The following is a 23323-nucleotide window of genomic DNA, read 5'->3' as shown; positions in this document are numbered from 1 at the left end:
AGTTGCCGCTGGATCCGTGGGGCATGCCGTACCAGTACAAAAATGGACGATTTCCTGAAGAGACAGCTATCACTTATCCGACAGGTCGTTGTCGACTATCGCAGCGGATTGCTCGGCTTGAACGAGCTCGTTCACAGAGTCGAAGCACTGGGAAGCGTCATCGGCGGCAAGCTTTGGGAGGAGCAGTTGTTTGAGGTCGTATTGGACTTGGAGCGAGTCAATAGCGAAGCCATCGACAAGCGCCGACATTTGACGCAGGCCGAGCACGAACGAGTGGCGGAGATTCTGAGGCAACTTGACGCAATCGCTGTTGGCGATGGATTCGATCCGGACAGCGAACTTGTTTGACTTGATCTCTTGCCGCAAGAGGCGCAGCAAACTTCTCCCGCGAGCTGAATGCGGCCGATCTCAGGATTAATGGGGATTGAGGGCACAGTCCAGGAACTGCGTCGCACCTTCGCCAATGATGTCCTCCCGCGAAGATGATTGGGCCAAAAGGATCAGATCTTCCCAAATCCCGCACGCCGTCCCATCCAAGTGAGCGGCACCGGGCCTTGGAGTACGACGGCGAGCGGCTGCCCTGGCGTGTGATCGAGGCCTTGTGGGGGGATCGATAAAAGACAACGAGGTCGGTGGAGTGGCATCGATTGTTATCGACAAGCAAAGCGGAAAAATATAGTTCGTGTCACTCACAGTCGTTAAGGGTCTGATGCACGGCACCAAAAAAGACTCTGCCGGGGGACTCGTGAGGGTCTTGGTACCGAGGCATTGTTAAGCCCAACGGCCCGATAGTCACCGGCTACTCGGCCATGAGAACATCCCGCCCAGCTGCGCTCGGTGCTCAATTCGGCGAGAATTCCCGGCTTCCCCATCCCGACGACAACCGCACGTCGCCCATCGATGCCCAGCTTCCTGTCGTACAAGCTCCTGATCCCCCTGGTCTTCCTGGCGTCCGGCCTCTACGTGCATTTCCGCGGGCAGGTGCGACACCGGCTCGGGCGGCAGCTGAGCGACCACTCGACCTTCTTCGCGCCGCTCAACGTGCTGATGTACTGGTTCTCGTCGGTGCCGTCGAAGCCCTACCTCGACCTGAGGCAGTTCCCTGAGCTCGACGTGCTCCAGCACAACTGGCAGACCATCCGCGATGAAGGCCTCGCGCTGTTCGACGAGGGGCACATCAAGGCGGCGGCGGGCTACACCGACATCGGCTTCAACTCCTTCTTCCGCACCGGCTGGAAGCGCTTCTATCTCAACTGGTACGGCGACTTCCTTCCCTCGGCCAGGGGCCTGTGCCCGAAGACGACCGAGCTGCTGGCGGGCATTCCCTCGGTGCGCGCGGCGATGTTCGCGATCCTGCCGCCGGGCGGCAACCTTGTGCGGCATCGCGATCCGTTCGCGGGCTCGCTGCGCTACCACCTGGGCCTCAAGGTGCCGCAGGATGCGCCGAACTGCAGGATCTTCGTCGACGGCCAGGCCTACCACTGGAAGGACGGCGAGGCGGTGATGTTCGACGAGACCTACATCCACCACGCCGAGAACCTCACCGATGAAACCCGGCTGATCCTGTTCTGCGACATCGAGCGGCCGCTGAACAACCGGATAGCGCGCTGGATCAACCGCGAGATCGGCTGGCGGATGATCAAGGCCGCCGCCACGCAGAACGTGGAGGGCGAGCCGATCGGTGGATTGAACAAGGCTTTCGCGCAGGTCTACAAGATCCGCGTGCTGGGCAAGCGGTTGAAAGCCTGGAACAAGCCCAGCTACTACCTCGTCAAGTGGGCGATCTTCGGCGGGCTGTTCTACTGGCTGTTCTTCTGAGCGCGTTGTTCAATGGGTGAGTTCAGCGCGCCGCCGCACGCTTGGTGCCCAGCATGTACTGCTCGGCCGCGCCGTCGTTGACCGAGGACCAGACCAGCTGTTCGTCGAGGAACTCGCGCCATTTGCCGTGCACCTTGGCAAAGACCGGGTTGGCCGCGGCCTCGTCCTTCAGCACCTCCTGGGTGGCCTTGTGCAGCGCGTCCATGATGGGCCTGGACCAATAGTTGAGCTTGGCGCCGCCGCCCACCAGCCGCTTGAGCGCCGGCACGTTGCCTACGTCGTACTTGGCCAGCATCTCGGCGCCGGCCTGCGCGCAGGCGGCTTCCAGCGCTGCGCGGTAGCTGTCGGGCAGCTCGGCCCAGGCCTTCTTGTTGGCAATGAAGCATAGCGAGGCGCCCAGCTCCATCACCCCCGGCCCGTAGTAGTAGCGCGCCACCTTGGCCAGGCCCAGCTTCTCGTCGTCGTAGGGGCCCACGAACTCCACCGCGTCGAGCGTGCCCTTCTCGAGCGCCGGGTAGACGTCGGCGGCGGCCAGCTGCAGCGGCGTCACGCCCAGCTTGGCGTAGACGCGGCCCAGCAGCCCGGGCACGCGCATGCGCAGCCCCTGGAAATCCTCCACGCGCTTGATCTCCTTGCGGAACCAGCCGCCCATTTGCGCGCCGGTGTTGCCGCAGGGGATCTGCACGGCGTCGAAGCGATCGTAGATCTCGCGCATCAGCGGCAGCCCGCCGCCATGGGTCATCCAGGCCGTGTGCTGGCGCGGCGTCATGCCGAAGGGGATGCCGGTGTCGAAGGCCAGGGCCGGCTCCTTGCCCACATAGTAGAAGCCGGCGGTGTGGCCGCACTCGACGCTGCGGTTCTGCACACCGTCGAGCACCGCCAGCGGCGGCATCAGCTCGCCGGCGGCGAAGGGCGAGATGGTGAAGCGGCCGTCGGTCAGCTTGCGCACGATCTCGGCAATGGCGACGGCGCCGCCGAACACGGTGTCCAGCGACTTCGGAAAGCTCGAAGGCATGCGCCAGCGGACGGCCGGCGTGGCCTGCGCGATGGCAGGTGCGGAAACGGTCGCGGCCACGGCGGCGCCGGCGAGCAGGGAGCGTCGTTGCATGGGGGTTTTTTTCCTCAGGCGTTGAGACAGGCGGGGTCCGCGCGCAGCACGCGGCGGGCGAAGTACTGGAAGGTGAGGTCCGTGATCTGCGGCTTCAGCAGGAAGTCGCGCGACTCTCGCGCGAGGTGCGCGGGCACGGGCTTGATCGTGCCGGCCGCCGCAGCGCGCAGTTGCACCGCCGCGGCCTGCTCCATCCAGATCGCCAGCGTCGCGGCCTCGGCCACCGTGGCGCCGGCGGTCAGCAGGCCGTGGTGCGCCAGCAGCAGCGCCTTGCGCCCATCCAGGGCCTCTGAAATGAGGCGCCCCTCGTCGTTGCCGATCGGCAGCCCCGGCCATTCCGCCAGGTAGCCGCAGTTCTCGAAGAAGGGCGTGGCGTCCATGCCCGCCACGATCAGCGGCTGGCCGATGATGGACAGCGCCGACACCGCCGCCGGATGGGTGTGGACGATGCACTGCACCGCCGGGTTGGCGCGATAGACCCACAGGTGGAAGCGCGTTGCCGGGTTGGGCAGCGACACGCCATCGAGCGGGCGCAGGTCGTCGTCGGTGAGGATGAAGCCCTGCGGCGTCGCCTCGTCAGCGCCGACGCCGAATTTCAGCGTGTAGTACGTGCCGGGCTGTTCGCCGCGCGCCGTGATCTGCCCCGCCAGGCCGTTGGCCCAGTGCCCCTCGGCCGCGAGCATGCGGCAGGCCAGCACCAACTGCTCGACGTTGCTCCACGAAGAAGGGCTGGTCTTGTCCTGCAGGTCGCGGTAGACCGCCGCCTTGATGTCCTGATCGCCTTGCATACACTCTCCAAGTCAACTTGTTGACCTATTTTGGTCAACGTGTTGACCTGTGTCAACATCGAAGGCACCATGGCCACCAGAATCCCTGCCCGCAGTGCCCCTGCGGCCGCGTCGCCGGCGAAGAAGCCGCGCACCCTTGCGGCCGCCGCGCCGGCCGCGGACGAGAGCGCGCCGGTCCCCGCCTTCCAGAGCGTGGGGCCGCGCATCAAGGCGCTGCGGCGCCTGCGGAACATGACGGTGGAGGAACTCGCCGATGCGGTGGGCGTGCACAAGGCGCATGTGTCGCGGCTCGAGCGCGGCCTCAAGACGCCCTCGATCCACATGCTGGCGCGGCTGGCGAAGGCGCTGGGCACCAGCATGGGCAACCTGGTCGGCGAGACGCTGGACAAGGCCGACATCAAGATCACCCGCGGCGCCGAACTGGCGCCGGGCTACGCGGCCGAGGAACCGGCGGCGCATCGCTTCGCGCCGCTGCTGCACGGGAGTTCGGTCAGTGCCTTCGAGGCCTTCATCGTCTACCCCGGGCAAAGCGGCGGCTCGCTGCAGGCGCAGCACGAAGGGCAGGAGATGCTCTATGTGCTGGCCGGCACCATCGACGTCATCTTCCCCGAGCGCACCGAGCGTCTGCAGACAGGGGATTGCATCCACTTCCCCGGTTACCTGAATCACCGTATCGCCCGCGTCGGGCGGGCGCAGGCGCGGGCGCTGCTGGTGCTGTCCGCGCAGTGATCAGCGGAACAGGGCGTTGAGTTCCACGCCCGACGCGGCATCGGCAAAGCCGTCGAAGCGCCCCTGCTCGAGCGCGCGCGCCGCGCGCATGAAGCCGCCCCAGGCCGCACGCGCCAGCGCCCCGCCGACACTGACCCGCCGGATGCCGAGCGCAGCGATGTCCTGCAGCGTCAGCTCGCTGGTAGAGCCGACCAGCAGGTTGACCGGCTTGGGCGCCACCGCAGCGACCACCGCGGCGATCTGCTCGCGCGTGCGGATGCCCGGCGCGTAGAGGCAGTCGGCGCCGGCCTCCGAATAGGCCTTGAGCCGGGCGATGGTGTCGTCGAGGTCGGGGCGTCCCTGGAAGAAGTTCTCGGCCCGGCCGACCAGCAGCGTCTCGCCGCCCTCCTGGTCGATGGCCGCACGCGCGGCGCGCAGGCGTGCCACCGCCAGCTCGATGTCGTATAGCGGACGGTCCGGATCGCCGGTCGAGTCCTCGATCGACAGCCCAGCGACGCCGGTGTCGATGGCCATGCGCACGCTCTGAGCGACGCCTTGCGGGTCTGCGGCAAAGCCGCTTTCGAAGTCCGCGTTCACGGGCAGATCCGTGGCGGCGACGAGCTCGCGCAGGTGGGCCAGGATCTGTTCGCGCGCGAGTGCGCCATCGGCGTGGCCGCGCGACCACGCAAAGCCGGAGCTGGTGGTAGCCAGCGCCTTGAAGCCCAGGCTTTCCAGGTATCTTGCGCTGCCCACGTCCCACGGGTTGGGCAGCACGAAGCAGCCGTCGGCATGGAGCTGGCGGAAGAGGGCGCGCTTTTCGGCAACGGTACGGGTCATAAGGAACCTCGGCTTGGAAGGGTGCCGGGCTTCGCATGAAGCCCGGCCTGTGGTTATAGAGCACGGCCGCGTCGAAGGCACCCAGGGAACTACTGCAAAATAGCCGGATGAACTGGCTCGCACCCCTCCTTGTCGCCTTGCTCGTCACCGGCTGCGGGGTGCCACCCAACCAGGTCGTCCCGATGCGCGACGGCACACTGCGCGCCGCCACCTACCTGCAGGCTGGCAACCATTGCCAGGAAAAGGGGTTGAATGCCCGCATGCTGGGCAAGGCGCAGGCGGAGCAGGGCGTGCTGTTTCGCTGCGAGTGAAGCAGCGTTTCGCGGCCGACCCTCTACCGTGGACGATCGATTCGAGCCGTCCAGGCGGTCGTCTTTGGGGTGCGTTGCGCACGAATGGAGCCTGATTGCATCAGCGTGCAGTTTGTCTGCTTTCACAGCGTGCGTTGAGTTCGGTTCCTGACATTTTGTTTGTTGCTGACTCCTGGCCGTGGGGGCTCTCCGAGAATTTCTCACGACTTCCACGTCGATTCGTCAAGCGTCATGACAGCCAGCGGCTGAAAGCGTGGGCGGGTCGCCCTCTTCAGCAAGCGAAGCTGTCCACAAACGATGAGAACCAACTCTGTCGCTCCAGCCGCGAGACTTGACTACCAGAAGACGGTCAGGCCATCACGGACCGCCGCTGGCGTCGTCGGTCCGGCCGTCGTCATTGGCGACCTCGCCCAAGACCCATCCGCCAGACAGGCCGCCGGCACGCTACTCGCCGATCGCCTGGTAGAACAGACCCGCGAGCGCGGCTTGGCGCCGCCCGATCACGCGATCTTGGCCGACGCCCTGTGCGATGCGCTCCAGCGTGCCCGCCCGACCGCCACGGTAAAGGTGAACGGAGGTGCCGCGCAGATCACATCCTTATCGACTCGCGACGGCAACGCACTGGTGCATGTTGTCCTTGAGGACGCAGAGGATTCGGCCAGCTTCGGCTGCGCTACGGTTCGCGTGCTGGCGCAGTCCTCCTCCTCCGCGGATGGCCTTTGCTTCGCAAAGCTCGACCTGAGCGGCAGCGATCTGCGAGGCGCGGATCTGCAAGGCGTGACGCTGCTCCAGTGCAGCCTGCAAGGCGCCAGTCTCGAGCATGCGGATTGCACGGGCACCAGCTTCTCCGACACGAACCTCTTCGGGACGAACCTGGCGAACGCGCGCCTGAACGAGGTCCGGTTCCGCAAATGCTTCGTCAACGGAAAGACAGCGCTGCCTGAGGAGATGCTGCCGAGTTCCCTCAGGCACCCCGACGAAATGATCCGGCCGGGCGATGTCCTCGTCACGACCTCGGTGCTGAAGCTGCCTCACGACCTCCGCAAACGAACCCATGTGCTGCCCAACGAGACGGCCCCATACAAGAACAGATTGCACTTCATGCGCGACGCGTGGTTCAAGGCGGGCCTGGACCAACCGGGGGGCAAGTACACGGTGATGCCGTCCGAGGTACGCGAAGACAGGTTGGACTCCGGCCGCGTCTACGCGACCGACAGCCAGATGCCGCAGCTGCATTTCGAGAGCAGCCACTTCTTCATGGAGGGCGGCAACGTCTTCGTCCTTCCGAACGGGACCTGCGTCGTTGGCGAGGAATCGCTTCCCGATCGCACCTCGGAGCAAGCGCGTGAACAATCGCTCGGAAAGATGCGCCACGTTCTCGGCAGCGAGGTCGTTGTGCTGCCGCAGATCTTCTTCCATATTGATCTGCACGTCAGCTTCTTGGGCGACCGCTGGATGATCCACAGTTTCGACGAGGCGGTGACCTTCCTGACCGACAACCGGGACGCGTTGATCGCGCGGCTCGGCCAGGAGCCCTTCGACACTCTGCTCGAGGCCAACAAGAAGATGGCCATCGAGCTCGAACACAGCTTCGTCGACCACAGCAGCGACCTGCTGGCATCCACCGGATATCCGGTGTCGAAGTGGTGCGGCTTGCTCTACGCTGAGAAGATGAAGAACGGGAACTACCCGCGCGCGTTGTCGACCTTTACCAACGGCGTGTTGGTCGAGGGCAGTCCCGGACAACCGAACCAGTACCTGGTGGCGATGAGCAATGCCGTCCCCGAGCACCGCAAGTACGTTGAAGACCGGTGCAAGGAACACGGCCTCGAGGTCGCGTACGCCGAGTTGATGCTGTCCGATGAGGACGATGAGCCTACCGATGGTGCGGGCTATGCCCGGAGCACGGGTGCGGGCGTGCGCTGCCTGATCGGTCACAACCCTTTCGGAATTCTCGACCACCCCCCGCGCAACGACTGACAGTTCGTCGACGAGGCGGGGGCCGAAGCATGCTGCCTCAGGCCCGCCGCGCCTCGAGCGCCGCGAAGGACGAATCGAGCTCGCGCCCGTTCAGCACCGCGGTCATCGCGCGATACAGCTGGCGCGGCAGCACCGGCTTGTGCAGCAGCGGCACGCCGCTCGCGCGCGCTTCGCGCAGGCGCTGCGGGGCGGTGTCGCCGGTGATCAGCAGCGCCGGCAGGCTCGCGCCGAACTCCGAGCGTAAGGCCGCGATGGCCTCGGCGCCGGTGCGCAGCTCGCGCAGCCGGTAGTCGCTGATCACCAGGCCCGGCCGGTGCGCACGCGCCAGCGCCTGCGCCTCCTCGATCGAATCGGCCACGTCGCAGGCGCAGCCCCAGGCGCCGAGCAGCTGGCGCATGCCCGTGCGCACCGACTCGTCGTCGTCGATCACCAGCACGCGCAGATCGAACACCCGTGCGGGCGCCGGCAATGCCTCGGCACCCTCGTCGGCGACCACACCGGCGCGTGCCGCGGGCAGGGTGAGCCTGAACACGCTGCCGCGCCCCGGCACCGACACCAGCGAGAGTTCCTGGCCCAGCGCCCGCGCCAGGCCCTGCGCAATCGCCAGGCCCAGGCCCAGCCCCTTGCGGCGGTCGCGCTCGGCGTTGCCGAGCTGGTGGAACTCGCGAAAGATCGCCTGGTGCTGCGCGGGCTCGATGCCGATGCCGGTGTCCCACACCTCGAGCAGCACCTGCTCCCCGCGCGCGCGGCAGGCAACCAGCACGCCGCCCTGCTCGGTGTAGCGGATCGCGTTCGACACCAGGTTGCGCAGGATCAGCGCCACCAGCGCCGGATCGGAGCGCACGGCCGCATGGGTTTCGCGCGAGCGGTAGACGATGCCCTTGGCATCGGCCTGGGGCGCCAGCTCGTTCTCGATCTTGTTGAGCATCGGCTGCAGCGGGAAGACCTGCGCCTGCGGCTCCACCACGCCGGCTTCGATGCGCGAGAAGTCCAGCAGCGTGTCGAGCATCTCGGCCGAGGCCTGCCAGGTGGCGCGCGCATTGGCCAGCACGTCGTACTGGTCGGCCGAGAGCTTGGTGCGTGACAGCACCTCGAGGAACAGGCCCTGGGCATGAATGGGCTGGCGCAGGTCGTGGCTGGCGGCGGCAAGGAAGCGGGACTTGGCGAGGTTGGCCTCCTCGGCCGCCCGGTGCGCGGCCTGGGCATGCTCGGTCTCGATGCGCAGGCGCTCGATCAGCTCGAGGTTCTCGAAGCGCAGCCCGATGGCGCGGCGCGCCGCGCGCGAGCCGTTGCGCGCCTGGCCCAGCAGGGCTGCGGTGTAGATGATTGCCGCGACGCCCAGGGCGTCGTAGGCCGGATCGTCCATGGACCACAGCTTGGCTCCCAGCACGATCAGCTCGGCGGTGCCGAAGACGATGAAGGCCGGCAGGATCGGCGCCAGGGACGACATGGAGCTGCCGGCCACGCCCGCCAGCACCGCCACCACCAGCACGTTGCCGGCCAACGTGGTGGTGCCCAGCGCGGCCCAGGCCAACGAGCCCCAGGCCACGCCGTCGATGGCGTTGAGCACCATCTTGCGCGCCAGCAGCCGGCGCGCGCTCGCGGGGCTGATCTCGGAGGCCAACAGGCGCCGCGCGTCCCGCGCGAGGTAGAGCTTGAGCAGGATGATGGTGCCGGCCCATGCCCGCATCGCGAGCGCGTTGGTCTCGTTGGAGAGCACCCAGACCAGCAGCAGCGCCAGCAGGATGGTCGGGATGACCGATGCGCCGATGTTGCCGAGCTGCAGCCGCAGCTGCTCCACCAGCATGCGCTCCTCCGGCAGGCGCGGCTTGTCGACCATCAGGCCACGAGGCCGCGCTGCCGCGCTGCGAAACCGGCTTCGGAGCGGCTCGAGACCTGCAGCGCCGCCAGCACCGCCTGCACATGGCCGCGCACCGTGTTCTCGGACAGGTTGAGCCGCCGGCCTATCAGCTTGTTCGACAGGCCCTGGCACATCAGGTCGAGCACCTCGCTCTGGCGCGGCGTGAGCAGCGGCTGCGAGTCCGCGCCGCCCTCGCCGGCCTGCATTCCATCGGCCGCCACCGTTAGACCTTGGCGCAGCTGGCCGATCACGGCCAGGATCCTGTCGGCCGGTTCGGCCTTGGAGACGAAGGCCGACGCGCCGCGCTCCATCGCCAGCCGCACCTTGTGCGGCGAGACCTCCGAGGACAGGATCACCACCAGCGCCTGAGGCCACTTGCGCCGTACCAGCGCGATGCCTTCCAGCCCGTTGAGGCCATGCAGCTGGATGTCCAGCAGCACCAGCGCCGGCTCCTGCATGGACGTGCGCAGGGCCTCCTCGAGCGACGCGGCCTCCGCCACCTCCAGGTCCGCGATACCGGCGGTCAGGACCATGCGCAGCCCGTTGCGGAACAGTGCGTGGTCATCGACGAGAAGAATGCGGGGCGGCAGCATGAAAGGCGGGCAGCGGTGGCAGCGGCATGGAGCGGGAGGGCGTCCGGCCATTCTGCCCAAGTCCCTTCGCCCCGCGGCCGGTCCAATTGGACTATTTACGCGAACCGGCGCGGCGGCGACCATCGAGCTCCCAACAAATTCACGCTCCTGTCTCTTTGCCTGCAGTCGAATGAAGCCCCTGGTCGAAATCCAACGCGTCGGATCGCACGCCTTCACCTACCGCATCAGCGCCTTCCTCGCCGGCGCGGGGCCGGCGGGCGACAGCGGCACATTCGATTCGCTGGCGTTCTGCCTGTACGACGCCGGTGCTTCGCTGGGCTCCTTCTTTTCGAGCGTCGAGCTCAACGTGGACGGCCTCTTCCTCGGCTCCTACCCCGTCGACGCGCTGCGCCGCCATTCCAGGCGGGTGGCGCAACGCATCGAGCAGCATTTTCAGCTGGCCTGAGCGGCGGTCGGCTCCATCGGCGTCGGCGGGACCTTGCGCCGGCACCGGCGTACACGCCGCTCAATGGTTCCTCCCGGCTTGCTTTGCGAGCGCGTGCCCCGCAGAAAACGCATCCTGATGTGAAGAATTCATCAGAATTCTGATCAGTTGTAAAAAATAGAATCCCCGCTCTTGACCAGAAGCGCCTGATGGTGGTTGTCGTGGAGGTGGTTCTCTACGCTTGCTGGTCGGCTCATCTTCTAAAAGGGGTTCGGACATGCAGGTTTTTCCCGGCGCCACGAGGCGCCATTTCAAGGCAGCTAAAACGAGCAGCATCGCCCTGCCTTTGCTCCTGAGCTTGATGCTGACAGCCTGCGGCGGCGGCGGTTCAGACAATGCAGCAGGCGGCTTCGCGGCCGCCTCTTCGGATAGATCGGAGAGCAGCCTGCAGGCCGTCATCCTGAGTCCCATCGGCGGCATTCCGAGCAGTGCTCCCAGCGGCACCTCCGGCAGTACCACCGCTCCCACCTCCGGCATCGATCTGACGCCTATCTCCGGCATCCCAGCCACCGCCCCGAGCAGCCCCGGCACCACCCCGACCCCCGTCCCCGGCATCCCCCTGGCTCCCATCTCCGGAATTCCGAGCACTGATCCGGGCGTGCCTTGGGGGCCGGTGCTCAGGACCTTCGGGGACCCTGCGTTCAAGCTGAACGGCCCGTCCGGAATCAGCGCACCGCTCGTCTTCTATAGCAGCAATACCAGCGTGGCGACGATTTCCGGCAGCACGGTGACCATCGTAGGCGCCGGTACCTCCTGGATCACGGCAAACATGGCTGACCCGACCGCCCCTCAGTTGGTGGGGGCAAACATCCTCTTGACCGTCAAGAAGGCTCAGCCGAATCTGTCGATGCCCACAGTGACGCTCGAGGCCGGCAGGTCAACGGCCCTGCTCCAGGCCAGTACAAAGAGTCCCGGCGCCATCCAGTACGCACTCTCCAACATGATGTCGATTTCGGGGGCACCTGTCGCGTTCCTCGAAAGCGATGGCCGGACGCTCACCTCATTTGCCGCAGGGACCGCCATCATCACCGCGACGCAGGTGCCCAGTGCCAACTATGAGGGCGGGACGGTCTCGGGCAACCTGGTCGTCGAAAAGCGGAAGTCGACAATTTCTCTTGCTGACTTGACGCAGCCCTACACAAACAAGCTGGTTATTCCGGTAAGTGCCGAAACCTACGATGAGATCTCGGACGAACTGCGAACACCGACCATCACGCTGAGCAATCCAGCTATTGGATCTGCATCCTGGGACACTGACAACTACCCCAGCCCCAGCATTGTCCTGAATGCACTCAAGGCCGATACGACGTCCTTGACCTTCTCACTCGGCGCGACGGCGAACTTGGCCGCTGTCAGCAAGACTGTGTCCGTGACCTTGACTTCGGTGACGGCCACGCAACCAGGTCGCCAGTTGGCGACGGTCGAGGGGCACACCATATACAAGGAGGACTATTCCTTCAAAGGGAACGTTGTTACTCTGAAGCTGTGCCCTTCGATGGGCGAGAAGATCGATTTCGGTTTCTCCGAGAGTGCCAACAACTATGGAAACGCATACGTGACGTTGAATGGTGCCACGCTGCTTCGCGACAACAGCAATGGTCACTACGTTGCCGACATCCCGGCTGTTGCAACTGGCGATGTACCACTCAAGCTGAGATCCGTCGTTGATGCAGCAAGCGACGGCACCGTGACCCTGAGCGCCAGCGTGATCGAATACGACGTCAACGTCGAGCTCTTTCAGAATCCTCTCGAGGTTGCAAAGTGCTACTCCGATGGGGGCCCCCGCTGATTGCGGGAAACCTGAAGACACGGACCTCTCTTCCCCCAGGTCCGTAAGTTCAAAAGGGTGCCGGTGAAGCCCTCCACAAACGCCCGATGAATTTCATCGGGCGTTTTCATTGAGGGTCGATGCAATTGCGCTTCGGTGCAGCCTTCTCGATGTCTCAGTGCAGCTGCGGCTGCGCCGACCGGTTGCGCCGCCAGGCCGCCGGCGGGCAACCGTACTCGCGCCGGAACGCACGGCTGAAGGCGGTGTCGGTCTGGTAGCCCACGTCCTCGGCGATTCGCGCGAGCGGCGCGTTGCTGCGGCACAGCAGGTTGGCCGCCAGCAGCATGCGCCACTGGGTCAGGTACTGCATGGGCGCGCTGCCCACCAGCTGCTGGAAGCGCTCGGCCAGCACCGAGCGCGAAGTGCCGGCCGTGCGCGCCAGTTCCTCCAGGGTCCAGGCCTGGGCCGGGTGGCTGTGCAGCGCCGTGAGCGCACTGCCCACGATGCGGTCGCCCATGCCGGCCAGCCAGCCGGTGCGTCCCTCGCCCTGCTCGTTCATGTACAGCCGCAGCACCTCGATGAACAGCAGCTCGGCCAGCTTCGCCAGCACGCCGGCGCCGCCGGGGCGCGGCGAGCGCGCCTCGGCCAGCGCGTAGCGGACCGAGCTTTCGAGCCAGATGCCGGCGTTCGAGCCGCGCACGTTCACGCGCAGGAGCCGCGGCAGGCCTGCGAGAAGCAGGCGCGCCAGCCGCGCATCGCAGGCAAGGTAGCCGCAGATCAGGCGGGTGGTCGCGCCGCCGCCGCCGTAGGCCAGCATCCGCGGGCGGCGCGACAGCACTTCGTCGAGGCGCGCGCCGGTCGCCGGCGGAAGGCCGGGCTCGGAGGTCATGCGGTGCGCGTCGCCCTGCGGGAACACGACCGCGTCGCCGGCCACCAGGCGCACCGGCGGCTCTCCGGCCAGCTCGACGAAGCATTCGCCTTCGGTGATCAGGTGGAAGATGACCACCCGCTCCGCACCCGGCTCCAGGAAGGGCGCGGCGGCGTCGGCGCTCGGCGACAGATAGCACCAGGGCGCCGTGAAGCGGCCCTGGATGAAGATCGCCCCCACCAGGCGCACGACGCGGAGGACTTCCGACAACGCGTCCATGGTCATTCCACCTCGATCTGCAGCGCGAGCGGCGTCACGTTGCGCGTCGCGCTGGGAATGGGGGAGCGCCGCACGCCGGCCTCGACCAGGGTGCGCAGACGCTCCGGCGAAACTCCCTCGGCCGCGATGCGCACCTGCAGCTGCATGTCACGCGGCCCGGCGTCGACCTCCTGGCCGTCGTCACCCTCGAGGCCCAGCAGCCCACGGGTGTCGGAGCGGCTGCCCACCCGCACCTCGAGCGCGCCCAGCGCAATGCCTTCGGCCGCGGCGGACATGGCAATGGAAGTGGCTGCGCAGGACGCGAGGCCGGCGCGGAACAGCCAGCCGGGCGTGATGCGATCGCCGCTGCCGCCGAGCTCGCACGGCATGTCGGTCAACATGGCCGTGCCGTTGGCGTGGCTGGATTCGACGCGCGTGCCGCCGTGCCAGCGTGCGGTGGCCGGCGCGTCGTCGTGAAGGCCCATGTCGGGGCGGCGCTCCAGCGCCGCCTCCACGCGCTGCAAGGCCGCAGCGATGTCTTGCAAGCTCATGTCGATGCTCTCCGGTCGGCCAGGGACGATGCGGAAATTGTGGGTGCGTCGCCCGCGCAGGCCAACTAGGCCGAACAGCCGATGCCGTCGCGCGGACGCCCGGTCAGCAATCCCGGACGCTGCGCCAGCTTCGAGGCTGTCCGGACCCAGCCGAGGACGATCGGGCAAACACGGGCGACGCGCGGGCAGGACGCCGCGGCCGTGCGGTGGTCCAGTAGCGGCAGGCCGGTGCCGCATGGCGGCCGCCGTCCTTACCCAGACCATCGACCCCCGCCGGATCTCCGGCCCAGCCCAAGGAGCCCATCGCATGAACGCACCCGTCGACCTCAACGCCGTCAAGACCCGCCAGCACGCCGCCTGGTCCAGCGGCGACTACGCCATCATCGGTACCACCCTGCAGATCGTCGGCGAGCAGCTGGCCGAGGCCTGCGACCTGCGCTGCGACGAAGCGGTGCTCGACGTCGCGGCCGGCAACGGCAACGCCACGCTCGCAGCGGCGCGCCGCGGTTGCAAGGTGACCTCCACCGACTACGTGGCCTCCCTGCTCGACCGCGGCGCCGAGCGCGCCAAGGCCGAGCGCCTGGAGGTGAAGTTCCAGGTCGCCGACGTGGAGGCCCTGCCCTTCGGCGACGCGAGCTTCGACGCCGTGCTCTCCACCTTCGGCGTGATGTTCGCACCCGACCATGCCAAGTCCGCGGCCGAGATGCTGCGCGTGTGCCGCCCGGGCGGACGCATCGGGATGGCCAACTGGACGCCCGAGGGCTTCATCGGCCAGTTGTTCAAGACGCTGGGCCGCCACCTGCCGCCGCCCGCCGGCGTGCAGTCGCCCGCGCTGTGGGGCACCGAAGCGCACCTGCGTTCGCTGTTCGGCGAGCAGGCGGCCTCGATCCAGGCGACGCCGCGCCTCTTCAACTTCCGCTACCGCTCGCCCGCTCATTTCATCCAGGTGTTCCGCACCTGGTACGGGCCGGTGCTCAAGGCGTTTGCCGCTCTGCCGCCCGACAAGGGGGCGGCACTGGAGCAGGACCTGGGCGAGCTGCTGAACCGCTTGAACCGGGCCGGGCCGGATTCGCTGGTGGTGCCCAGCGAGTACCTCGAGATCGTCATCACCCGCCGCTGAGGGTTCGAGCCATGGAACCGCGGCTGCAGCGAAGGATCCAGCGCTACGGCTGGGACCTGGCAGCCGCCGACTACGAGCTGCTCTGGCAGGCGCAGCTGGCGCCGGCGCACCAGGCCCTGATGGCGCTCGCCGCGCCGCGGGCGGGGGAGCAGGTGCTCGACGTGGCCTGCGGCACCGGCCTGGTGGCGCTGGCCGCGGCGGAGGCCGTCGGTCCGCAGGGCCGGGTGCTCGGCACCGACCTGTCGGATCACATGGTCGATGCTGCGCGGCAGCGTGCCGCCCAGCGAGGCCTGGTCCAGCTCGGCTTCGCGCGCATGGATGCCGAGCAACTGGCGCTGCCCGACGGCGGTTTCGACCTCGTGCTGTGCGCGCTCGGCCTCATGTACGTGCCCGAGCCCGCGCAGGCCCTGCGCGAAATGCGGCGCGTGCTGCGCCCCGGCGGCCGCCTGGCGCTGGCGGTTTGGGGCGAACGGGCGCGCTGCGGCTGGTCGGTGCTGTTCCCCATCGTCGATGCCGAGGTCCGCAGCGAGGTGTGCCCGCTGTTCTTTCACCTCGGGCAGCAGGATGCGCTGGTGCGGCTGTGCGCCGAGGCGGGCTTCGAGGGCGTCGTGCAGCAACGCATCACGAGCACGTTGGGCTATGCCGATGGCGCGCAGGCCTGCGGCGCCGCCTTTGCTGGCGGTCCGGTCGCGCTGGCCTGGTCGCGCTTCGGCGATGAGACCCGCCTGCGGGTGCAGGCCCGGTACCTGGCTGCCATCGAGCCGTGGCGGGATGGCGGCCGCTATCGCATCCCCGGGGAGTTCGTCGTCGTGGGGGCCATGGTGCCGGCACTTCCCTCCCCATGAGGAGGGGCGTCGCTTGCGCGAAGCGCGGCCCGGTCCGACCATCGGCACAACGCCGATTCAGGAGACGCGAATGATCGAGACCGATGTCTGGGCTGCAGGCAATCTCTATGAGCCCTACATGGGCCGCTGGAGCCGCAAGGTTGCGGCCCGCTTCGTGGACTGGCTCGGGCTCGGGCCGGAGCTCAGGTGGCTCGATGTCGGCTGCGGCACGGGCGCGCTGACGCAAACCCTGCTCGGCCAGGCACGGCCCGCGTCCGTGCTCGGCATCGATGCCTCGGCCGGCTTCATCGCCCACGCCCGGGCGCATACCGCGGATGCGCGGGCCTCGTTCGACGTCGGCGATGCGCAGGCGTTGGCGGTCGAGCCCAGGTCCTTCGATGCCGCGGTCTCGGCGCTGATGCTGAACTTCCTGCCCGATCCCCGCAGCGCGGTGGCCGGCATGGCGCGCGCGGTCAAGCCCGGCGGGACAGTGGCCGCCTATGTCTGGGACTACGCCGGCGGAATGGGCCTGATGCGCTACTTCTGGAAAGAGGCTGTCGAGCTGGATGCGGCGGCCGAGTCGCTGGACGAAGGGCGCCGCTTCCCGTCGCTGTGTGCGCCCGCGCCGCTGGAAGCCTTGTTCGAAGGCGCAGGATTGCACCGCATCGAGGTGCGGGCTATCGAGATCGAGACGCCATTCAAGGACTTCGACGACTACTGGATGCCGTTCCTCGGCGGGCAGGGGTCGGCACCCGGCTATGCGATGTCGCTGAGCGAGGAGCACCGGGACCGCTTGCGCGAGCGCATTCGCCAAGCCTTGCCGGTGCGGGACGATGGCGGCATTGCCCTGGAAGCGCGCGCGTGGGCGGTGCGTGGCGTCGTGGCGTGAGCCGCCTCCTTGGAACCTGCACGCACGGGCTGGCTGGAGCGCTGCAGGCATGGCATGGCATGGCCGGCAGGCGCAGGTATGGCAGCGCATTCGGGCCTGAGGCGCGTGCTCACCTGAGCTGCGCCGATGCGGCAACGGGCGCAGAAGAGGCGACGGCCGCAAGCAGCCGCGGCAACTGCGCCGCCGCCAGCTTCGCGCCGGCCTTGTAGCGCTGCAGCAGGGCTTGCCGATCCGCATCGTCCTCCTTCACGGCGTGCACCAGCGCGGTCATGCTGTCCAGGCGCGAATGCACCAGCCAGTCCATCAGGCCCGGATGCCGGCCCCAGCGCTGGCGATTGCCGAGGGAGACGGCCCACATCCGGATCCAGTCGGCCGGCACCACCGGCATCGGGACGACCGCGCACAGGGCGTTCTTCTCGACCTCGTCGGCGAAGTGGCTTTCCACGTAGGCAATCAGGGCCGCGCTGAAGACCGGCTGGCAGGTGCGCACCATCAGCAGGTTGATGCGGCCGCCGTCGAAGACCGGCAGGGCGGGCGGTACCGTGATGCCGCTGGCACTGCAGTCGACGACCAGCCAGCCGGGCTCGATCTCGCGGCTGCCGTGCTCGAGCACGATGCGCGCCGCCTCGATGGCCTTTACGCGTCCCAGGCGCACGACATTGCGGATGCGCCGCAATTCGCGCAGCTCGGCCTGGGTGACGGTGGCGCAGCGGTACATGGTGGGCTCGACTGCCGGATCGAGGCGCAGCAGCTGGCCTTGCGCCTCGAGGCGCGCGAACAGGTCCGGGACCGAGGTCGCCGTCGCGATCGCCTCGAACTGGGCGGCCAGGCTTCCGATCGCCTGGTCGAAGAAGTCCATGTGCGGCTGAACGTTGGCACGGTCCAGCAGCCACGCATCGCGTGGCGCGATCCAGCAGATGCGCTCCGGATCCACGCCGTTCTGCAGCAGCCACAGGCAGGCGTCCATGCCGGTCTTGCCGGCGCCGACCACCACATAGCCGGGCTCGGCCCGGCGGATGCGGGGCAGGTCGTTCACGGGCACGCAGCGCACGCCGGGCGCGAGCGCATAGACCGGCGGATGGGTGGAAGGCACGGCGGTGCGGGCATGCGTGGCGTCGACCACCTTGCGGCGCGCCGTGACCGTCCAGTTCTGCCCGCTCAGGATCGAGTGGACTTGGTGTTCGCCGCCGGTTCCGATCTCGCCCTCGCACATCGGGAAGAAGCGCACGCGGCCCGAGGGCAGGAAGCGCTGGTTCATCACTTGGTCGTAGTAGTCAAGCACCTCGGCGCCTGCGGCCAGCTCGCACAAGCCCTGGTTGAGGCCCGCGCTGTCCCTCGTGCCGCTGCCCAGCTCGCGCGAGTTGACGCCATACAGCACGGAAGGCGCATGCAGCCGCACGAAGGGATAGGCGTCGTTCCAGTGCCCGCCTGGCCGGTGGTGCCGGTCCACCATCACGATGCGGGCATCGGACTCGGACAGCAGCGTGTCCGCGAAGGCCATGGCGGTGGCACCGCTGCCGACGATCAGGTAGTCCGTCTCGATGGGGCTGGGCGTCATCTGGCCCTCCTGCGTGAGTGGGTGTGCGCGATCGATGGCAATGCGCATCTTGGGCGACACTGTCGTTCCATGCAATCCGCACCTGCCTCCGGCGCCCTCCCGATCCCGCCCCTGCGGCGTCCCACGCTGCGCTTCCTGCTCGCCCACCCCGCGCACCTGGTCGCGCTGGGCTTCGGCGCCGGCCTTGCGCCGCGCGCGCCCGGCACCGTGGGCACGCTGTGGGCCTGGGCCGCCTTCGTTCTCATGCAGCGCTGGCTTCCTGCAGGCGCAATCGGGTGGATCATCCTCGCCTCGCTGCCCCTCGGCTGGTGGGCCTGCACCGTGACGGCGCGCCACATGGCCATCGCCGACCCCGGCGCCATCGTCTGGGACGAGGTCGCCGGTTTCTGGCTGGTACTGTGGCTCGTCATGCCGGCCGGGCTGCCGGGCCAACTGGTGGCCTTCGCGCTGTTCCGACTCTTCGATGCCGCCAAGCCCGGGCCGGTGGCCTGGGCAGACCAGCTCTTCAAGCAGCGCCGGGCGACGCCTGCCACCATGTCGTGGAGCGCGGCGGGCTTCGGCATCCTGTTCGATGATCTGGTGGCGGCCTTCTGCACGCTGCTGGTGATTGCCTTCTTCCGCAGCTGGTGATGCCATGGACGATGCTTCTTCCGCACTGGAATTCGACACGCCTGCGCTGGTGCCGCAACTGGCCGAGCTGCTGCAGCACCAGGGCCGGATGCTCGCCACGGCCGAGAGCTGCACCGGCGGGCTGATTGCGGGCGCCTGCACCGATCTTTCCGGCTCCAGCAACTGGTTCGAGCGTGGCTTCGTCACTTATTCCAATGCGGCCAAGAGCGAAATGCTCGGCGTCGATGCGGGGCTCATCGCGACCGAGGGCGCCGTCAGCGAGCCGGTCGCGCGCGCCATGGCCGCGGGCGCGGTGGCGCGCTCGCAGGCGCAGGTCGCGGTGGCTGTGACCGGCGTGGCAGGCCCGACCGGCGGCAGTGCGGAGAAGCCGGTGGGCACCGTCTGGTTCGGCTGGGCGGTCGCGGGCCGCGTGCACACCGAGCGCCGGCGCTTCGACGGCGACCGGGCCACGGTGCGGGCGGCCACGGTGCATCACGCATTGCAGACGCTCCTGACGCTGTTGCGCAACGGCTAGCTCGGCTACGATCGCCTGCGCATGCCCAACGAAGCCACCATCCAGCGCCTCTACGAGGCCTTCGCCCGGCTCGACGCCGACACCATGGCGTCCTGCTATGCGCCGGACGCGCGTTTCGACGACGAGGCCTTCTCCCTGAAGAATGGCCGCGAGGTCGGCGCGATGTGGAAGATGCTCTGCGAGGCCACCCGCGCCAAGGGCGCCGATGTGTGGAAGCTCAGCTGGCGCGACGTCCACGCCGATGGCGCCACCGGCCGGGCGCACTGGGATGCGCATTACCGCTTCAGCACCACCGGCCGCATCGTCGACAACGCGATCGACTCCGAGTTCGGCTTCACGCCCGAGGGCCTGATCGCGACCCAGCGCGACCGCTTCGACTTCTGGGCCTGGTCGCGCCAGGCGCTCGGCCCGCCAGGCCTGCTGCTGGGCTGGACGCCGATACTGAAGAACAAGGTGCGCGCCGGCGCCGCCAAGAACCTGGCCGCCTACATGGCGCGCACACCATGACGGTCACCATGACGATCACCATCACGAACCATCCCGAGAAGCACCGCTACGAGGCCGCCATCGGCGGCCAGCTCGCGGGCTACTGCGAATACAGCCTGCTGTCAAACGCGGTGATGTTCTCCCACACCGAGGTGCTGCCCGCCTTCGAGGGCCAGGGCGTGGGCTCGGCCATCGCGCGGCATGTGCTCGACGAGGCGCGGGCGCAGGGCATGCCGGTCATCCCGGCCTGCCTGTTCATCGCCGGCTATATCCGCAAGCACCGCGAGTACGTGGACCTGGTGCGCCCGGAAACGCAGCGCGCCTTCAAGATCTAGGCTTGCGCGCCACCGCGCCCGGGGGTGCCGGCAGCCAGGCGAAGGCCGCGCAGCCGGCCACCAGCAGCGCGGCGATGGTCGCCAGCACGGCCGTGTAGGGTTCGATGCCCTTCATTTGCGCCACCGAAGCCGCCACGCCGGTGAGCCACTGCATCAGCGCCACGCCAAGGAACATGGCCATGGTGAACACCGCCATCGCGCGGCCCGTGAGCGCAGCCGGGTAGGCCACCCGCACGTCGGCGTACTCCCAGACGATGAAGCCCGACAACAGCCCGATCAGGATGGCGCACGCGATATCGAGCCAGGCCACATGGAAGATGCCGATGGCTGCGAACAACGCGGCATAGACCGCGCAGCAGGCCACGATGCGCCGCCGGCGCGCGGGTCCGTCGCGATCCAGCCGGCCGAACAGCGGGGGCCCGAACAGCGAGACGACCGACACGACCAGCGCCACGTTGCCGCTTTGCACCAGCGTGTAGCCGTAGCGCTGCGACATCAGCGGCCCCAGCCACAGCCCGCGCAGCGAGATGAAGGCCGCATAGGACACGGCGCCGAGCAGCAGGATGCCCAGCGTATGCGGCATCGCGAACAGTGCGCCGAACCGGCGCAGCGCGGCAAGCAGCGGTTCCTTCGGCTGCGCTTCCTCGCGCGGCGGCTCGCGCACCCACAGCAGGATGCTGAGCCAGGCCAGCGCCGAAGCCGTTGCCAGCACCGCGAAGCCCATGCGCCAGGAGCTGGCCTCGACCAGCCACGCGAGGGGCGTGCCGGTCACCAGCATGCCCAGCCCGCCGATGCCCAGCACCAGCCCGGAGACCGAGGCGAAGCGCGCCGCCGGGAAATGCCGTGCGATGAACACGGTGCACACCAGGAAGGCCGGCGCGCAGCCGACGCCGATCAGCACCTGCCCCGTGATCAGCAGCGGGAAGCTGGTCGCCAGTGCGGACAGCAGCGCACCTGCAATCGCCAGCGGGAACGCGGTGAGCACCGTGCGCCGCACGCCGTGCAGGTCGATGCCGATGCCCATGAAGAGCTGCATGGCGCCGAAGGCGAAGTGGAAGGCGCCGGAAAACAGGCCCAGGGCCTGCTGCGACAGCCCGAACTCCGCCTGCAGCGGCCCCGCCATGAGAGCGCCCACCGTGCGGTAGGCCTGGCTCAGCGCGAAGGCGGTGCACAGCGTCAGCACCATGGCCCAGGCGCTGCGCGCCGGGAGCGTCGGGCTCACGTCATCCGGCCCCGTGGCACTTCTTGTATTTCTTTCCGCTGCCGCAGGGGCAGGGGTCGTTGCGGCCCGGGGCCGCCTCCTTGCGGATGGTCTCCACCCGCGGTCCCTGGCTGCGCCAGAGCCGGCGCAGGTCGTACACCGCCCAGATGGCATCGCCGAAGTCGCCCACCCGCTGATCGCTCACGCTGGGCGGGCCATCCTCGCTGTACATCGAAACCGTGGGCTTGCCGCGGTCGTCCTCGGTCAGGGCGACGATGGCGTCCAGCGCCTCGTCGAGGATGGCAGCTGCCTCCTTGTCGCGCGGCGGGGTCCATTCCCCGGGCCAGCTCTCGACCGCATACATGAAGCCCAGGGCCCAGACCTGCGCGAAGGCGGGGATGTCCTCGTCGGCGATCTCGCCGCGCTCTTCCTCCGGCAGTGCCGCAATCGCGCCGCGCGTGTCCAGCACCTCGGGCTGCCAGGCACGCGCGTCGTCGAGCGACTGCACCTCGGCGTCCAGCCCTTCCTCGGTTTCGCGCCAGCGCCGCTTCCAGCGCCAGGCGAACTCCATGTGCTGGGCCGGCACGAAGCCTTCGCCCAGCAGCACCGGCCAGTACTCCGCGGGCTCCACCGGCCGGCGCATGCACACCAGCGCGGCCATGAATCCCTCGCAGAACTCCCATTGCGGGATTTCAGAGTCGTGCTCGCGCATGGCGTCGAGCGCCTGGTCGAGGGCATCGAAATCCTCGGGGCCGAGGGGAGGCTGGTCGGGGGAGGGCGAGGGGGTCGTAGTCATGGCAGGGGGGCGGCAGCCCTCTATGATGCAGCAAGCTCCCGGAGACCCGTCATTTCAGCAGCCCCGTCCTCGGCCCTCGGACCCGCACAGGCAGCCCTGGCCCCATGAATTCCGTGAAACGTGGCACGCGCGTGCAGGCGCGCAAGGGCCTTGCATCGGCGCCTGCGCCCCTGGAGACGAACCACCCCCCGGAGCCAGGCGACTATGCGGAGTTCCTCCGCGCCACTCTGCCGCATCAGCACAAGGCGGTGGCCAGCCACAGGCTCGGCAGCGAGCGCGTCTGGCTCAAGAAGGCCGGCCCGCCGCACGGCAAGCTCGGCTACCACCTGATGGCGATGGTGGCCGGCCTGCTGCGGCTCGATGTGCTGACGCCGGTGCCCAACCCGGGTGGCGAGGCCGCCATCGCCACCGAGGCGCGCCGCCTGCGCGCCCTGGGCGCCGCCGGCCTGCGCGTGCCGGCGGTACTGGCCCAGCAGCCCGACGGCCTGCTGATCTCCGACCTCGGCGAGAGCGGCCGGCCGCCGGTGGTGCTGCAGGAGCGGCTGGACCACGCCGCCGCCATCGGCCCGAGCGCCCTGCTGGCGGCTTGGCGCGAGGGCCTGGACGCCATCGCCACCGTCCACGCGCACGGCACCTACCTGAGCCAGGCCTTCGATCGCAACCTGGTGCTGTGCCCCGACGGCACGATCGGCTACATCGACTTCGAGGACGACCCGGGCGAGACCCTGCCCCTGGCCGAATGCCAGGTACGCGACTGGCTCAGCTACCTCCACTCCACCGCGATGCTGGTGCGCGCCGCCTCGGCGGGCGCGGCCGGCACGCAGTGGCATGCGGCGCTGGCCGATGCCAGCGACGAGGTGCGCGAGCGCCTGGCCCTGGCGGCGCGGCGCATGCGCTGGCTGCGGCATCTGCCGGCGGGGCGGCGCTGGGGGCGGGATACGCAGCGCTCGCGGGCCGTAGCGCGGCTGCTGTGGCGCTGGTATTGCAGCGCGCCGCCGCCGCCGGCGCGCCCGTAGCAAGCCCGCGCGCCGGCCGCT

25 protein-coding genes are annotated in these 23323 nt (G+C 68.4%); 15 read left to right on the top strand and 10 right to left on the bottom strand.

Annotated features, from left to right (window positions below):
- A partial coding sequence (locus APY03_RS41285) for a hypothetical protein (RefSeq protein WP_232324186.1) occupies positions 1-348 on the top strand: 348 nt, incomplete at its 5' end.
- Between the two features lie 552 nt (positions 349-900).
- Entirely contained in the window at positions 901-1818 is a 918-nt protein-coding gene (locus APY03_RS07670) for an aspartyl/asparaginyl beta-hydroxylase domain-containing protein (RefSeq protein WP_068675490.1), read from the top strand.
- A 22-nt stretch (positions 1819-1840) separates the two neighbouring features.
- Here APY03_RS07670 and APY03_RS07665 read toward each other — a convergent pair whose 3' ends face one another.
- Both APY03_RS07665 and APY03_RS07660 read right to left on the bottom strand, forming a co-directional pair.
- Positions 1841-2926: a TRAP transporter substrate-binding protein gene (locus APY03_RS07665; protein WP_068675487.1), complete on the bottom strand. Its 1086-nt coding sequence runs from the start codon at positions 2924-2926 to the stop codon at positions 1841-1843.
- A 14-nt stretch (positions 2927-2940) separates the two neighbouring features.
- The gene (locus APY03_RS07660; protein WP_068675485.1) at positions 2941-3714 is read right to left on the bottom strand and encodes an aldolase; all 774 of its coding nucleotides are present in this window, start codon (positions 3712-3714) and stop codon (positions 2941-2943) included.
- A gap of 69 nt (positions 3715-3783) precedes the next feature.
- Here APY03_RS07660 and APY03_RS07655 point away from each other — a divergent pair, with 69 nt between their 5' ends.
- Positions 3784-4443: a helix-turn-helix domain-containing protein gene (locus APY03_RS07655; protein ID WP_146039433.1), complete on the top strand. Its 660-nt coding sequence runs from the start codon at positions 3784-3786 to the stop codon at positions 4441-4443.
- Here the strand turns inward: APY03_RS07655 and APY03_RS07650 are convergent, their stop codons facing one another.
- Positions 4444-5259, bottom strand: a complete 816-nt coding sequence (locus APY03_RS07650) for an isocitrate lyase/PEP mutase family protein (protein ID WP_068675481.1) — start codon at positions 5257-5259, stop codon at positions 4444-4446.
- Between the two features lie 107 nt (positions 5260-5366).
- Between APY03_RS07650 and APY03_RS07645 the strand changes: the two genes are divergently transcribed.
- Positions 5367-5570 (top strand): hypothetical protein, encoded by a 204-nt coding sequence (locus APY03_RS07645; RefSeq protein WP_068675479.1) that lies wholly within the window; start codon positions 5367-5369, stop codon positions 5568-5570.
- A 297-nt stretch (positions 5571-5867) separates the two neighbouring features.
- Entirely contained in the window at positions 5868-7550 is a 1683-nt protein-coding gene (locus APY03_RS07640; protein WP_083944215.1) for a pentapeptide repeat-containing protein, read from the top strand.
- A 37-nt stretch (positions 7551-7587) separates the two neighbouring features.
- Here APY03_RS07640 and APY03_RS07635 read toward each other — a convergent pair whose 3' ends face one another.
- Positions 7588-9390 (bottom strand): ATP-binding response regulator, encoded by a 1803-nt coding sequence (locus tag APY03_RS07635; RefSeq protein WP_068675475.1) that lies wholly within the window; start codon positions 9388-9390, stop codon positions 7588-7590.
- Positions 9390-10004 carry a response regulator gene (locus APY03_RS07630; RefSeq protein ID WP_068675474.1) on the bottom strand — a complete coding sequence of 205 codons (615 nt, stop codon included), beginning with the start codon at positions 10002-10004 and terminating at the stop codon, positions 9390-9392. Before APY03_RS07630 ends, APY03_RS07635 begins: the two co-directional genes overlap by 1 nt.
- A gap of 169 nt (positions 10005-10173) precedes the next feature.
- Between APY03_RS07630 and APY03_RS07625 the strand changes: the two genes are divergently transcribed.
- Positions 10174-10449, top strand: a complete 276-nt coding sequence (locus APY03_RS07625; RefSeq protein WP_068675471.1) for a hypothetical protein — start codon at positions 10174-10176, stop codon at positions 10447-10449.
- 256 nt (positions 10450-10705) lie between these two features.
- On the top strand, positions 10706-12277 hold the full coding sequence (locus APY03_RS07620) for a hypothetical protein (protein ID WP_068675469.1): 1572 nt from the start codon (positions 10706-10708) through the stop codon (positions 12275-12277).
- Between the two features lie 154 nt (positions 12278-12431).
- Here the strand turns inward: APY03_RS07620 and APY03_RS07615 are convergent, their stop codons facing one another.
- Together APY03_RS07615 and APY03_RS07610 are read right to left on the bottom strand one after the other, a co-directional pair.
- Positions 12432-13403 (bottom strand): AraC family transcriptional regulator, encoded by a 972-nt coding sequence (locus APY03_RS07615; RefSeq protein WP_068675467.1) that lies wholly within the window; start codon positions 13401-13403, stop codon positions 12432-12434.
- Between the two features lie 2 nt (positions 13404-13405).
- Positions 13406-13933 carry an OsmC family protein gene (locus APY03_RS07610; protein ID WP_068675465.1) on the bottom strand — a complete coding sequence of 176 codons (528 nt, stop codon included), beginning with the start codon at positions 13931-13933 and terminating at the stop codon, positions 13406-13408.
- A gap of 307 nt (positions 13934-14240) precedes the next feature.
- On the opposite strand from APY03_RS07610, the gene APY03_RS07605 reads away from it, so the two are divergent.
- The 3 genes from APY03_RS07605 (at position 14241) to APY03_RS07595 (ending at position 16766) form a co-directional block, all read left to right on the top strand.
- Entirely contained in the window at positions 14241-15053 is an 813-nt protein-coding gene (locus tag APY03_RS07605) for a class I SAM-dependent methyltransferase (protein WP_068675464.1), read from the top strand.
- An 11-nt stretch (positions 15054-15064) separates the two neighbouring features.
- A complete protein-coding gene (locus tag APY03_RS07600; protein ID WP_068675462.1) occupies positions 15065-15898 on the top strand; it encodes a class I SAM-dependent methyltransferase in 834 nt (277 codons plus the stop codon).
- 70 nt (positions 15899-15968) lie between these two features.
- Positions 15969-16766, top strand: a complete 798-nt coding sequence (locus APY03_RS07595; RefSeq protein WP_068675460.1) for a class I SAM-dependent methyltransferase — start codon at positions 15969-15971, stop codon at positions 16764-16766.
- A gap of 109 nt (positions 16767-16875) precedes the next feature.
- Here the strand turns inward: APY03_RS07595 and APY03_RS07590 are convergent, their stop codons facing one another.
- Entirely contained in the window at positions 16876-18324 is a 1449-nt protein-coding gene (locus APY03_RS07590) for an NAD(P)-binding protein (protein WP_068675504.1), read from the bottom strand.
- Positions 18325-18393: 69 nt separating this feature from the next.
- On the opposite strand from APY03_RS07590, the gene APY03_RS07585 reads away from it, so the two are divergent.
- The 4 genes from APY03_RS07585 to APY03_RS07570 are packed head-to-tail and all read left to right on the top strand — an operon-like array spanning position 18394 to position 20289.
- Positions 18394-18954, top strand: coding sequence for a phosphatidylglycerophosphatase A family protein (locus APY03_RS07585; RefSeq protein ID WP_174262769.1), 561 nt, complete (start codon positions 18394-18396; stop codon positions 18952-18954).
- Between the two features lie 4 nt (positions 18955-18958).
- Positions 18959-19468: a CinA family protein gene (locus tag APY03_RS07580; protein ID WP_068675458.1), complete on the top strand. Its 510-nt coding sequence runs from the start codon at positions 18959-18961 to the stop codon at positions 19466-19468.
- 21 nt (positions 19469-19489) lie between these two features.
- Positions 19490-19975 (top strand): nuclear transport factor 2 family protein, encoded by a 486-nt coding sequence (locus tag APY03_RS07575; protein ID WP_068675456.1) that lies wholly within the window; start codon positions 19490-19492, stop codon positions 19973-19975.
- Complete coding sequence (locus tag APY03_RS07570; RefSeq protein WP_083944214.1) at positions 19972-20289, top strand: GNAT family N-acetyltransferase; 318 nt, start codon at positions 19972-19974, stop codon at positions 20287-20289. Before APY03_RS07575 ends, APY03_RS07570 begins: the two co-directional genes overlap by 4 nt.
- On the opposite strand, the gene APY03_RS07565 is transcribed toward APY03_RS07570, so the two are convergent.
- Both APY03_RS07565 and APY03_RS07560 read right to left on the bottom strand, forming a co-directional pair.
- Positions 20279-21475 (bottom strand): MFS transporter, encoded by a 1197-nt coding sequence (locus tag APY03_RS07565; protein WP_068675498.1) that lies wholly within the window; start codon positions 21473-21475, stop codon positions 20279-20281. The two genes, APY03_RS07570 and APY03_RS07565, sit on opposite strands and share 11 nt — an antisense overlap.
- A gap of 37 nt (positions 21476-21512) precedes the next feature.
- Entirely contained in the window at positions 21513-22286 is a 774-nt protein-coding gene (locus APY03_RS07560) for a YecA/YgfB family protein (RefSeq protein ID WP_068675454.1), read from the bottom strand.
- A gap of 104 nt (positions 22287-22390) precedes the next feature.
- Here APY03_RS07560 and APY03_RS07555 point away from each other — a divergent pair, with 104 nt between their 5' ends.
- Positions 22391-23302: a hypothetical protein gene (locus APY03_RS07555; RefSeq protein WP_068675452.1), complete on the top strand. Its 912-nt coding sequence runs from the start codon at positions 22391-22393 to the stop codon at positions 23300-23302.
- Positions 23303-23323 lie beyond the last annotated feature (21 nt).

It is taken from the genome of Variovorax sp. WDL1 (assembly GCF_001541225.1).
Classification (GTDB): domain Bacteria; phylum Pseudomonadota; class Gammaproteobacteria; order Burkholderiales; family Burkholderiaceae_C; genus Variovorax.
Note: the sequence above shows the minus strand (reverse complement) of the source record. Positions and strands in the feature narration are given on the sequence as shown.